General features: G+C 44.9%; 10 protein-coding genes. 3 read left to right on the top strand and 7 right to left on the bottom strand.

Annotation, left to right across the window (positions count from 1 at the left end; all coding sequences use genetic code 11):
• Positions 1–113 precede the first annotated feature (113 nt).
• Entirely contained in the window at positions 114–4,196 is a 4,083-nt protein-coding gene (hrpA, locus tag ACED60_RS12315; RefSeq protein WP_371727674.1) for an ATP-dependent RNA helicase HrpA, read from the bottom strand.
• Between the two features lie 227 nt (positions 4,197–4,423).
• The gene (locus ACED60_RS12320; RefSeq protein WP_371727675.1) at positions 4,424–5,737 is read right to left on the bottom strand and encodes a MipA/OmpV family protein; all 1,314 of its coding nucleotides are present in this window, start codon (positions 5,735–5,737) and stop codon (positions 4,424–4,426) included.
• An 81-nt stretch (positions 5,738–5,818) separates the two neighbouring features.
• Between ACED60_RS12320 and ACED60_RS12325 the strand changes: the two genes are divergently transcribed.
• The 3 genes from ACED60_RS12325 to ACED60_RS12335 all read left to right on the top strand — a co-directional run bounded on the left by ACED60_RS12325 (position 5,819) and on the right by ACED60_RS12335 (position 9,194).
• Positions 5,819–6,304, top strand: coding sequence for a hypothetical protein (locus tag ACED60_RS12325; RefSeq protein ID WP_017101161.1), 486 nt, complete (start codon positions 5,819–5,821; stop codon positions 6,302–6,304).
• Positions 6,305–6,328: 24 nt separating this feature from the next.
• The gene (locus ACED60_RS12330; protein ID WP_371727676.1) at positions 6,329–8,365 is read left to right on the top strand and encodes an alkaline phosphatase family protein; all 2,037 of its coding nucleotides are present in this window, start codon (positions 6,329–6,331) and stop codon (positions 8,363–8,365) included.
• Between the two features lie 379 nt (positions 8,366–8,744).
• The gene (locus ACED60_RS12335; protein WP_009847013.1) at positions 8,745–9,194 is read left to right on the top strand and encodes a TerB family tellurite resistance protein; all 450 of its coding nucleotides are present in this window, start codon (positions 8,745–8,747) and stop codon (positions 9,192–9,194) included.
• Between the two features lie 33 nt (positions 9,195–9,227).
• On the opposite strand, the gene ACED60_RS12340 is transcribed toward ACED60_RS12335, so the two are convergent.
• The 5 genes from ACED60_RS12340 to ACED60_RS12360 all read right to left on the bottom strand — a co-directional run bounded on the left by ACED60_RS12340 (position 9,228) and on the right by ACED60_RS12360 (position 12,755).
• Positions 9,228–9,665 carry a hypothetical protein gene (locus ACED60_RS12340; protein ID WP_029222865.1) on the bottom strand — a complete coding sequence of 146 codons (438 nt, stop codon included), beginning with the start codon at positions 9,663–9,665 and terminating at the stop codon, positions 9,228–9,230.
• Positions 9,666–9,670: 5 nt separating this feature from the next.
• Complete coding sequence (locus ACED60_RS12345; protein WP_032499115.1) at positions 9,671–10,369, bottom strand: helix-turn-helix domain-containing protein; 699 nt, start codon at positions 10,367–10,369, stop codon at positions 9,671–9,673.
• A 418-nt stretch (positions 10,370–10,787) separates the two neighbouring features.
• Positions 10,788–11,483, bottom strand: a complete 696-nt coding sequence (locus ACED60_RS12350) for a hypothetical protein (RefSeq protein ID WP_371727677.1) — start codon at positions 11,481–11,483, stop codon at positions 10,788–10,790.
• Positions 11,484–11,498: 15 nt separating this feature from the next.
• Entirely contained in the window at positions 11,499–11,855 is a 357-nt protein-coding gene (locus ACED60_RS12355) for an antibiotic biosynthesis monooxygenase (RefSeq protein ID WP_012604199.1), read from the bottom strand.
• A gap of 369 nt (positions 11,856–12,224) precedes the next feature.
• The gene (locus ACED60_RS12360) at positions 12,225–12,755 is read right to left on the bottom strand and encodes a 3'-5' exonuclease (protein ID WP_009847018.1); all 531 of its coding nucleotides are present in this window, start codon (positions 12,753–12,755) and stop codon (positions 12,225–12,227) included.
• Positions 12,756–12,840 lie beyond the last annotated feature (85 nt).

Genomic DNA, 12,840 nt, shown 5'->3' on the forward strand with positions numbered 1-12,840 from the left:
TTGCGTGGTAATGAATTGCCACCAAGTCGCCCTGTATGTAATAACTATTCAATTAGTAATGCAATAAGCAAGATTTATACCCAAACCTTGCCATTGCGTCTAGCTTTATTCGTTTAGCAAGCATCAATCGCGTTTTTAACACGCTTATCTGATACTGGGTAAGGTGTACCGAGTTGCTGTGCGAAGAAGCTTACACGAAGCTCTTCTATCATCCAACGCACCTCTTTTACATTTTCTGGAACCGCGATCCCTTTTGGAATTTTATTCAGCAGCTCTTTGTAATCATTCATTACTGAGTCCACTTTGATCATATGAAGGCGATCTTTATTCGGGTCAATCGGCAGTTTTTCCATTCGGCGCTCTATCGCTTTCATATAGCGTAGAATATCCGGCAAGCGTTTCCAGCCACATTCTGTGGCAAACCCCTTAAAAATCAAACCTTCTATTTGAGCTTTAATGTCTGAAAGCGCAAATGCCATTGAAAGATCCACACGCCCTTTCAGCTTCTTACTGATGGCGAATGCCGTGGTTAAGATGGTTTCTACCTGTTGAGCAATCTCAACAACTGTGTCATCCAACTCTGCACGTACGTGTTCTTTTAGAGCTTCAAACTGCTCTGGCTCCCAAACTATGCCGCCCTTCTGCTCAATCAGCTTATCAATACCACAAGCGATACAGTCATCGATAAGATCGAGCACCTGTCCGTATGGGTTGAAGTACAAACCGAGCTTAGATTTGTTCGGTAAATTCGAGTGCAAGTATTTGATCGGCGATGGTACGTTCAACAGAATTAAACGACGCTGACCCGATTTCATTGCAGTGATCTGCTCTTGCTCGGTTTCGAACAATTTGATCTCTACGCTGTCTTTGGTGTCCACCAGTGCTGGGAAGGCTTTAACATCATAGCCACCACGTTTCTGCTGGTAGACTTTTGGTAACTCACCAAAGCTCCACGTATGCAGGTTTTGCTGCTCGATGTCATCGTCTGCCACTTTAGAAAGTGTTTCTTGAACCTTGTCTTTCAGGCTCTCTTTCAACTCATGCAGGTCTTTCTGCTCTTTCAGTTTGCGCTTGCGATGATCCACAGCACGGAATGTTACCTTTAAGTGCTCTGGAATCTGGTCTAACTTCCAGTCATCACGTACCACTTCCACACCGGTCATACGGCGCAGCTCTTTCTCAAGGGAATCCAATAGTGGAGCTTCAAGCGGCGTAACACGAGCCAAGAACGCATCAGCGTAGTTTGGCGCAGGCACAAAGTTACGGCGTAGCGTTTTTGGTAACGACTTAATTAGGCTAATCACCAGTTCCTGACGTAGGCCTGGGATCTGCCAATCAAAACCGTTCTGGTCTATTTGGTTCAAGATAGGCAGCGGAATGTGTACCGTTACACCATCGTTGTCATCGCCCGGCTCAAATTGGTAGCTCAGCTTCAGCTTGATACCGTTTTGGTGCCAGAAGTTCGGGTAATCCAAATCAGTAACGTGGCTTGCATCACCGCGGAACAGCATCGACTTTTCGAAGTTAAGCAGCTCTGGTGTTTTCTGGCTGGTTTGCTTCCACCATGTATCGAAGTGACGGCCTGAAACAGCCTCTTCGCCAACACGTTGGTCATAAAAGTCGAACAGTTCATCATCGTCGATCAAAATGTCACGACGACGCGATTTATGTTCTAGCTCTTCTACTTCTTGCAGTAGCTTGCGGTTCTGTTTGAAGAAGGCATGTTTGGTTTCCCACTCTCCCTCTACCAATGCGCTGCGTACAAACAACTCACGGCTGACAGTGGCATCAATGGCACCGTAATTAACCAAACGTTTCGGAATGATTGGAATTCCGTAAAGCATCACTTTTTCGTGTGCCATTACCGCCGCTTGTTTCTTCGACCAATGAGGTTCGCTGTAGCTGCGTTTAATCAGGTGTTTCGCTAGTGGTTCAATCCATTCAGGTTGAATTTTGGCGATAACACGGCCCCAAAGTTTTGAGGTTTCCACCAGCTCAGCAGACATGATCCACTTAGGCTGTTTCTTAAATAGGCCTGACGCAGGGAAGATATGGAATCGTGCGTTACGAGCACCTTGATATTCATTCTTTTCTTGGTCTTTCATACCGATGTGCGAAAGCAGACCTGCGAGCAGTGACATGTGAATGCCATCGTAGCTGCCCGGCTCCGTATTCAGCTTGGTATCTAATTCACGCATTGCTTGGTGAATTTGGAAGTACACATCTTGCCATTCACGGATACGTAAATAGTTTAAATAATCTTGCTTACACTGTTTGCGGAACTGGTTACTCGACAGCTCTTTTTGTTGCTGCTTAACGTAATCCCAAAGGTTCACAAACGTGATGAAATCCGACTCTTTATCGAAGAAGCGCTTGTGCTTATCGTCAGATGATTGTTGCTTGTCTGATGGACGCTCACGCGGGTCTTGAATCGACAATGCAGAGGCAATCACCATTACTTCGTGCAAACAGCGGTTGCTTGGCGCTTCAATCACCATACGCGCTAAACGTGGATCAATCGGCAGCTTAGCGAGCTTACGACCAATTGCCGTTAGCTTCTTCTTATCGTCGCCATGGTTCTTGTTTTTGTTCGCTGACGGTTCAACGGTCGCGATCGCACCCAACTCTTCAAGCAGCCTTACACCATCTTGAATATTGCGCTTATCGGGCGCTTCAACAAATGGGAATGCTTGAATGTCGCCTAGGCCTAACGCTGTCATCTGAAGGATAACCGATGCTAGGTTAGTACGAAGAATCTCAGGGTCAGTAAACTCTGGGCGTGATTCAAAATCTTCCTCAGAGTACAGGCGAATACAGATACCTTCAGCAACACGACCACAACGACCTTTACGCTGGTTAGCACTCGCTTGAGACACTGGCTCAATCGGTAGGCGTTGTACTTTAGTACGGTAGCTGTAACGGCTAATACGCGCCGTACCCGGGTCGATGACATACTTAATACCCGGAACCGTTAACGAGGTTTCTGCCACGTTGGTCGCCAGAACAATGCGTCGACCAGTATGAGACTGGAAGATACGGTTCTGTTCACCCGCCGATAGACGTGCGTAAAGCGGAACAATTTCGGTATCACGCAAGTTACGTTTACTTAAAGAGTCCGCGGTATCACGAATCTCACGCTCACCGTTCATGAAGATCAAGATATCGCCTTGGCCTTCATCACACAGCTCATCAACGGCTTCAAAGATACCTTCGATTTGATCGCGGTCTGAATCACTGTCATCACCACCTAGTGGGCGGTAACGCGTATCTACTGGGTAAGTACGGCCTGACACTTCAATGATCGGCGCGTTGTTAAAGTGCTTCGAGAAACGCTCAGGATCGATAGTCGCCGACGTGATAATCACTTTCAAGTCAGGACGCTTTGGTAGAAGCTCTCTCAAGTAACCCATGATGAAGTCGATGTTCAGGCTACGTTCGTGCGCTTCATCGATAATGATGGTGTCGTACTGGCTTAAGAAACGGTCGTGTTGAATTTCCGCCAGTAGAATACCGTCGGTCATCAATTTGATTTGGGTGTTTTCAGAAATTTGGTCGTTGAATCGAACCTTGTAACCAACGAACTCACCCAACTGCGTTTCCATCTCTTCCGCAATACGGTTTGCAACCGAACGCGCCGCAAGACGACGAGGCTGAGTATGACCAATTAGGCCAAAACGACCTCGGCCAAGCTCAGAACAGATCTTGGGTAACTGAGTAGTTTTTCCCGAACCCGTTTCACCCGCCACGATAACCACTTGGTTTTCAGCAATGGCTTTCGCAATATCATCGCGCTTTTGGCTTACTGGGAGAATCTCTGGGTATTCGATGGTTGGTTTCTGCGCAGCACGCTGAGTTGCCGTCATCATTGACTTGGCAATATCTAACGCAATCTCATCGAAGACAGCGTGCTTAGATTGTTCGTTCTTGATTTTACTCGCGCCAGTAATTCGCTTACTCAAACGGAAGCGATCACGCATCATACATTCGTGGAGCGCTTTACGAAGAGATACTGGGCTATTCTGAGATGATTTTGTCTTTGTCGCTGACTGTTCAGCTTTCTTGGCATTTGCTTGTTCAGCATTTAATTGTTTAGCAGGTCGGTTCGATGCAGGCTTATTTGATTTCGCTTCGTTCTGTGGAGAACTTGGCTGTGCTGCATTCTTGTTGTTATCTGCTTTTTCCGGAGACGAAGTCAAAGCGTGTCCTATTCTTGTACTTATTAAACTCGCGCGATTATATCACAAGTCTCAAACAAAAAAGCCTGACAACAAAGGGAAAACCTTTTGCTATCAGGCTGATTAGTCACTCTCACGTTAGTAAAAGCGATGGAAGCGTGACGAACGCAAACCGAATGTTTCAAAAATCACAGTTAAAAACTAAACGCTAAAAACGCCTGTTATAAACTGCCTGCTAAAAAACGCGCTTAAAACTCGTACTGTAGATAAACCGTGTTGTAGTTACTGCCGCCTTTGATTCGACCAAACTGAGAGGCGTTTTCAAAAATAGCAGAACGGTGATGCAACGAATAGCCGAACCATAAGTTGTTCAGGTCATTCTTACCCACCAAATCGCCTACGTTTACATCGACCGAAAAGTCGAGATAATTAAGCAAGTGGCTCCCGTTATAACCCTTCTCTTTCATCTCTTTAGCTTCGATGTAAGTCAGCGAATCGATGTAAGACATACCTTCTGCCACACCAACACGCCATTGTGTCGGCCAGTCGAAAGTGTAATACGCTTTGATAGCGACAATGTATTCAGTGCTGCTTGACTGAACCTCTGAATTCCAGTGATGCGCGATACCCGGTGTTAAGTAGATGTCCAATGGGAAACCGAAGATCTCATCGGTTAACGGGTGACCATAGAAAAAGGAGGTCAACTGGTTGTTGTATTCGTCTTTCTCCCTGTTGAATTTCATGATGTCGCCAATATTCGATGGCGTCGCCCAGCCGTGCGCAACACGTAAATACGGCGCATTGCTCAGCTTAGGTTTTGGCGCTTTGGTTTTATCATTGAAAAAGCCAAAACCAAGGTAAAGTTCGCCTTGATAACGGTCTTCGACAATCGACGAATCGTAAGCGTTGTCATCCAGTCGAGTTACACTGGTTGAACCCAATAAGTATAAGTTCGAAACCACATGGTAACGCGCTTCTACACCGACATTCAGGTCCACACCTGCGCCGATGGTTTCATTGGCTGCTGAGTAATACTCGCTGTTGAAATCCGCACTTTTATAGCGCAGTGTCGCACGCGGAGTGAACTCCCAGTCTCCGGTTTCATACTTAGCTTTCGCACGTAAGTTACCGTGAAAATTGAATTCACTGTCGCTCATTAACTCCGTTTCGACAGACCAAGGCCCATCAAGTTGGTGAGTCAGTTGAGCACCAAAGTCCGTCGTATCACCTTCAATTTCATTCTGCTCAGAAGCAGGGATATCAATAAAGCGCATGCGAGAGATAGCATTAAGAGACCATTTCTCGTCATCGGGTTGATAAAGGTAAGCACCCATCTCAGTTCCATCAATGAACACATAGTCGTTCTTGAAAAATAGCATTGGAACAAAAGAGCTAACCGTTTGGTCGCCACCTGACGTGTCGTAAGGAATACTTGCCGTACGAAACATTGCAGCGATGCCCCACTCTTGCTCTTCAGCGGCCCACGCATTCGCACTTAGGAAAACGCTACTGACGAAAACAACGCCCGACGAAGCGAGAGTCGGTAAATATTTGAGCTTCATTCTTATGTAATTACTCTTTGTAATAAATTTTGTGTTACTGAATAGACATTTATTAGCCATAACGGCTAACTAATTTTAGGTTTGAGCGGCATTGACCGTTACAATGTAGAATATTCTCGGTTAAATGAAAGCATTGTGAAAGTCTCCGAATTACAAAACATTATAGATCACTTACCCAAAGATTCCGATCCGGATATTGTTATTGGTGAGGCATGGTTGCCCGAACGTTTGGTGAATACCAACCTAGACGGCGACATGCTATTTCTTGAGTTCGACAATGCCCCAGAAGACAATCAAGGGGATGAAGAAGGCCGTGGTTTTGTTGAACACGAAATTGCTATGATTCGTGAAAAACTGGAGCAAGTGTTAGACGACACATCCGATACCAAGACCAAAGCCGATGCCCTATTGGCAATATTTCTAATGGGTCATGAACTTTCTAGCTCGGAAGTTATCGAACTCCTTGAAGCAGATGGTTCTGAAACACCTGAGTCTGAAATGATCGCGCCTGACATAACAGAGCCTGAAACGAACAAGCTCGAAACAAAACAACACCACGACGACTAGCCACCAACGATTTTAGGTACCGTATTGAAACCCTCTACGACATCATCTCTTCCCCTGTTACTCGCCGGACCCATTTTAAGAAAAACGACTGCAACTGAAGTCGTACTTTGGTTAGCCACCAGCTCGCCTCTGACAGGCAGAGCCGAACTGTATACCCGTAATTCTGACGTAGAGCCAGACCAACCGTTTTATACCTCATCGCTTGAAGATCATGATTCGATTCAAATCGGTACACATGCGTGGGTAACGCTCATCCGCTTACAAGGCGAGTTCCCGACTAATACACTTCTAGAGTATGACGTTCACACAGAGTCAGGCTCATTAAAAGAGCTTGCCCCTCACCTTGTTTACAACGGTAAATCTCGCGTTGAGTTTAAGATATCGACCTCGGCTGATTACATTCTTCATGGCTCTTGCCGTAATCCACATCATCCAAGCAAAGACAGCCTAGTCGCAGCAGATAACAAGATTGCCGATCAAACCGTCGCTGAAAGACCCGATATGCTGATGATGAGCGGCGATCAGATCTACGCTGACCATGTGGCAGGCCCAACACTTGATGCTATTCAGCAAGTGATTCAATTGCTTGGCCTAGTGGGAGAGAGCTTACCGACTGACTCGCAAGTTAACCGAATCAACAGCAGTGACGCCTTGTTTGAGAGCGAATATCACTTATATCAACGTGATAAGTACTTGCCACACCACACCACTTCAGAATCCATGCTCGATAAGCTCTTCCCGAATCGTGGCGTACCGATTTTTAGCTCTACCGATTGTGAAAACCACTTGGTCACGCTGTCTGAGTTTATCGCGATGTACCTATTAGTTTGGTCACCGACACTGTGGCAGTGTGTCAATCGAGAGCGTTTAATTGAGAATAACTTCACTCAAGGCGGACGCCAATTAACACCGACTGAGCAGCAACAGTGGCGTAATGAAAGCGTCATCATGGATGATTTCATTGCTGGCTTACCGCAAGTACAACGTCTGTTCGCGCATATTCCAACGTACATGATCTTTGACGATCACGATGTGACCGATGATTGGAACCTTACCGTGGGTTGGGAACATGCCGTAGACCAAAACCAGTTCGCAACTCAAGTCATTGGTAACGGCCTTGCGGCCTACTGGATGTGTCAGGGCTGGGGAAATAAACCGGAGAGCTTCGACGAGACATTCATCGAGCAAGCAAAACAGCTTTTTGTCGATCAACCGCGCGTTCTTAAACAAACGCATGACGTTGAACAAACGGACAACCTTAAACAAACGAACAGTGAAACCGGCGATGCCGCGACTACTCACTCTGCTAGCGACATCGAGCCAAACAAGCATCGAGCCTTCATTGAAATGCTGAGTCGCTTTGAGGAGTGGCATTACACAATAGATACTTCACCCAAAGTCATTGTGTTGGATACCCGAACCCGTCGCTGGCGTTCGGAATCTCGTATGAATAAACCTTCAGGTTTGATGGACTGGGAGGCCTTGATTGAATTTCAACATCAATTGATGCATCAAGATAAAGTCGTGATCGTTTCAGCTGCACCGATGTTTGGCGTGAAGTTTATTGAAACATTGCAAAAGATGGCGACTACAATTGGTAAGCCATTGGTGATTGACGCTGAAAACTGGATGGCACATCCGGGCAGTGCCAATACGCTGATCAGTATCTTTACCCATACCAAAACACCGACCAATTTCGTGGTGCTTTCGGGCGATGTTCACTACTCCTTTGCTTACGATATCAAGCTTAGATACCGCCGAAATAGCCCGAACATTTATCAAATCACCTGTAGTGGCATTAAAAATCAATTCCCAGCGCCGCTGCTTAAATTCTGTGATGTGTGGGACCGCCTGTTATACAGTCCTCGCTCAGTTTTGAACTATTTCACCAAGCGAAAGCGCTTAAAGATCGAGAAGCGAAGCCCAGACAATCAAACCTTCTATCGCCTTTCAAACCGAAGTGCGATTGGTGAATTAAGGCTAGATGAGGATGGTAAACCACAGTCGATCACAACACTTAGTGGTGACGGTAAAACCACCCGCTTTCCTGAACCTTACTAGGGCGTGTTGACCTTTCGAGCTAATTTTTGCAGCGAGTTGCTGGGTATTTATACAAGGCAGAGGCTTCGATGTGTAGCTAGCCTACATGAGAAGCCGATAACGTAGTAGAAATGACCAGCAAACGCTGCCCGAAGGGTTCGGCTAAAAGCGTTTTACTCTTTGTTGAGGGAGATTTGCTTAGAATGACTAGGCTACTTCCCCCTCGCCGCGATTAAAACGCTTTTATCTCGAACAAAGTTTAACCGCGAAAGGTCAACACGCCCTAAACAAGTGTTCCTTATTGCAGACCTCTTCGTAATGTCAGTTTTAAGTAAAGACGCTTGCGATCACACTCCGTAGGCCCAATAGTAATAATATTCACCATAACTGGAAGGCTCTTATGTTTAACTCACTTACCTCGTTATTTAAACAATTAGTTGACGGCTCTGATTTAGGCAAAACGCCCACTGCCTCACCTAACTTAGCCATCGCCAGCTTGTTATGCGAAGTCGCTGGTGCAGACCACGCGATCAACGAATCAGAGCAACAAGCCAAACTGCACTTACTTCAGCGTTTACTGAACATAACCGAAGAAGAATCAAAAGCTTTATTAACACAAGCTGAGCCTCAAGTTGAACAATCTGTTTCTCTGTACGATTTCACTTCTCAACTGCGAGAGCTTTCGCAGCCGGTTCGCATAGAATTAATCAAAGCTATGTGGGAAGTCGCGCATGCGGATGGAGAGATTGACCCACTTGAAGATTCAGTGATCCGTAAAACCGCAGAACTGCTCTACGTTGACCACAGTGACTTTATCAAAACTAAGCTGAACGTCATCGGTAAAAGCTAACCAAAGGCTCGATACTCACGTTAAGTGACTGGATCAACGTAAACGGTCGCCATGCATGATGCCTTTGAGCTCTAGCGGCGTGCCCTTCTTAGTGACATAAAGGCCGCGCTGATTTGATACCAACACACTGCGCTTGCCTTGTGTTTGTTGAATGTATAAGTGCTTGATATTGAATGTCTGCTTATCTTGGGCCTGATCTTGATCCAATTGATAAAAGTAGTAATGATTCCCCCAGCGCAAGAACACGCCAAACATCTGCTTAGTTTGAGCGATATTCCCATCGATATCGTAACCAATGTACTGCATTTTGACTCGACCATTTTCCAATCGAAGTGATATTTTTTCCCAGCCTACCATCGGGTATTCTGCGGAAAATTTATAAGTACTTTTGGTTGCGAGCCCAGAAATTAAGCCTACATTTAGAATCACAAAAAACGTGAGTAAGATAGGCATCCAAAACTTACGATTCATATCACTCACCCTCGCTCATCGTCATTATCGTCATCGCAAGACAAAGATTTAAACTGGTGACTCATCTCTTTCCAGCGCCCGTTTATCAATGCGACGGCTTGGATATTCTGGCACCCAACTCCGATGCGATGCAGATAAAGCGAATCAACACCGAGTTCTGAGACGGTATTGAGTTCGGTTAATAATTCTTGATCAAAATTCAAACTGTCGTGATAAACATCCATGCCACGATAGCTCGTTTTATCCATAAAAAAAACGAACTGATAAAACAGCACGAGAAGAAGCGCGCTGACGACCATCCCTACGATACGAGATTGGTGACGAGTGAGAAAACTCTTAACCCTTCGCTGTTTATGAAGTTCCCGTTGTTGGGGTAATACAGACTCGCTTTTACTGTCATCACTGCGATCACTGTCAGTATTAAAAACCTCTAGCTCAACGGTTTCATTAGGAACATTAACTTGAGCTACTTGAGTTTGAATAGCAGAAATGGGTGTTGATAGATAACCACCAAGCTGTTGAGGTCTGCTAAAACTGTACCCTTGCTTCTGAACCGTTAAAATTTTGCACTCACAGTTCAGTTCATTCAACGCTGTACGAATGTTCTTTATCGCTACGTTTAGCGAGCTTCCTGTCACCACCCGCCCAGGCCAGCAATGTTCAAGAAGGAAGTCTCGGCCAATCGCTTTCGGGCTATTCATCACCAAATGTTCAAGGATCAAACTTTCGGATGAAGACAAGGTGACCTGCTTGTTAGAGCTCGAATTAATGAGAGTATTGTTATTCAATTCGATACCCGAAGCGTCTAAGGTGATCTTATCAGGGCTATTGGCGTTCATTTCGGCGAGGCGTTCATAAATAAAAGGTCATCAAAAAGGTGTTTATTTGGTCGAGCTAATACCAAACCATACATGGAAAAGAAGAGTAATAAGTTTAGTCAATAATTAAGCCAAATATAAGCTCAGCAAGTAACAAGATAAAATAACAACAAGGTGAGCCAGTCACGAAAACTCACTCACCTATGAACATAGCCAAGTTTAACTCTAAACTTGTCATAGTCCTATATTAAGACCTCGTCGTTACGCAATCTGAAAACGAGGTCACAATTCTGTTCTAGCGAAATTATAGTTCCAGTTTGAATCCAAGTTCACTAATCATAACTTCAGCGAAGCCTAACTTTACTGCATTCAACTGACTGGCAACTCCGCGAGCTTGTTCTTCGTTTTTAGCCAATATTGCCATTGAGTAAATGGGTCTGATCATCGCTTTTTGGTTTGGCTTCTCTTGAGCTATTTCTTGATGTTTTAAGTAAGCAGAAGTAATCACGCCTTGAGCGCTCCAATCGACAACCATTTGTAAATCTTGGCTGATAATCTCATCGACAATGAATTGATTCTCAGGCTCTGTCCAAGCGAGTTCGACTGCGTAGTTTTTGAAAGCGACGTCAGTGTTTAACCACTTATTACCGATGTCTCTGATTTCAGTCACCTCGACAAGCTCTTTAAATTGGAATGGTAGGTTACCAATCAACTCTCGAACGTGCTGTTCACTGTTCGCTTCAATCACAAACTTAATCATCGGAAATTTCTTGTCTCCGATAAAGCTTTCCGATACGAACATATCGTGTACCAAGCCCGCGTCAATTAAGTTAGCAAATGCTTTTTTCTGATGAGGCATCGCCTCAAATACCGCTTGAGCATCGTCGGTTTTCCAAGCGACTGACACACCGTATGCCGCAGCATGGGCATGGGTTGAAAAAAGAGTCGCTGAAAGTAGAAAGCTAAAAATAGCTAAAAAGGTTCCTAGAGTTGTTTTCATTATGTGGTTTCCTGATTAGTCGCGAATAATTTCATACAAGTTAGGGTCAGCAGAAACCCCTTCGATTTTTAAAGGTGGTAGCTCTTTTCTCATCACTTGTATTGCATCATGGAATTGCTTCTTACTCTCCCATTCAGCGACATTGATAAAGCGGTATGTCGCGTCCGAGCTTAAAGAGCGGTGCAGTTTGGTCGATAGGTATCCGGGTTGCTTCATCAATACGTCTCGCGCATTTTCCCAATACGTTAATGTAGCGGCCTCATGGGCCGGCTCGACTGAAAAGGTATTTATCAATACAACGGGTTGTGCCGAAACCAACGCACTTACGCTTAGCGCCCCCAGTGCCAATCCATACTTAATAATGTTCTTCATCCTATTCTCCTTGTTTTGGGTGAGCTAACGCTACCACCTAGCCCTACCCAATCAAGGTCGAGACCTGCGATTTAATATTAATTAAAAAGCTAAATTTCAAACCAATATTATTCACTCGTAAAATAAGCGATGTAGCCATTCACTATTGATAAACCACTTGTTGAAATTAGGTTTCTTGGGATAGTCATTGCCCTTAACGTGAATAGTCATTGCCCTCAATTTGGATCGTCATTACCCTCAAATAACAGGCACAAAAAAACCACCTAATAAGTAGGTGGCTCTTCATTTTAATAACTCACAAGATTCAGGCTAACTTTAAGTATTTAACCTTTCAGTATTTAACCAAGCGCCTCTCTGAAATACAAACGATTACAACATAGTCAGCGCAAGCTTTGCCAAGTTATAAGCGTCAACATAACCAGAGTGCTGACGACCTTCCCACTCAATGTTTTTCGCTTCTTGAGCAGCACGGTGACCAATACGTTTTTCTTTCAATCGATTCTGAACTCGATAAAGCGTGGCGATATTCAAGAACTCGCTGAACGGAGGTTCGATGCCTTTCTCAATACACTCTTTGTGTAAGATAAGGTCGTCACGTCCCCACGCTGCATAGATTTTTTTTGGTCCACCGAAGTTCTTAATCATCGACTTGATGACAGATTCTAATGGACGACCTTGCTTTTCGATTTTACGAGGTGTTATGCCCGTTAGCTCGGCGCAGAACAGAGAGACTTCGTCTTTCTCTGGCTTAACGTAGTATTGTGCTCGCTTGACGATAGTGCCAGATGCTAGATCAATTTCAGCAAGACCAACTTCAATGATCTCGCCTGTTGTTCCCACACCGTCTTCGCTCCAACAGCACATTTCCAAATCGAAACATACCACTCGATTGTGATTCATACGTCGCCTAATTCTCTCGTCAAAAATTTTGTCAAATTGTACATGAGCCCAATACAGAACTCGACCCTAGTTGCATCAAGTGCTC

This window comes from Vibrio sp. 1F279 (assembly GCF_041439815.1).
Taxonomy (GTDB): domain Bacteria; phylum Pseudomonadota; class Gammaproteobacteria; order Enterobacterales; family Vibrionaceae; genus Vibrio; species Vibrio tasmaniensis_A.

Excerpts from the sequence above, each read along its gene's own strand:
- ACED60_RS12320 (WP_371727675.1), bottom strand. The coding sequence starts at position 5,737 with ATGAAGCTCAAATATTTACCGACTCTCGCTTCGTCGGGCGTTGTTTTC.
- ACED60_RS12335 (WP_009847013.1), top strand. The coding sequence starts at position 8,745 with ATGTTTAACTCACTTACCTCGTTATTTAAACAATTAGTTGACGGCTCT.
- ACED60_RS12340 (WP_029222865.1), bottom strand. The coding sequence starts at position 9,665 with ATGAATCGTAAGTTTTGGATGCCTATCTTACTCACGTTTTTTGTGATT.
- ACED60_RS12350 (WP_371727677.1), bottom strand. The coding sequence starts at position 11,483 with ATGAAAACAACTCTAGGAACCTTTTTAGCTATTTTTAGCTTTCTACTT.
- ACED60_RS12355 (WP_012604199.1), bottom strand. The coding sequence starts at position 11,855 with ATGAAGAACATTATTAAGTATGGATTGGCACTGGGGGCGCTAAGCGTA.
- ACED60_RS12360 (WP_009847018.1), bottom strand. The coding sequence starts at position 12,755 with ATGAATCACAATCGAGTGGTATGTTTCGATTTGGAAATGTGCTGTTGG.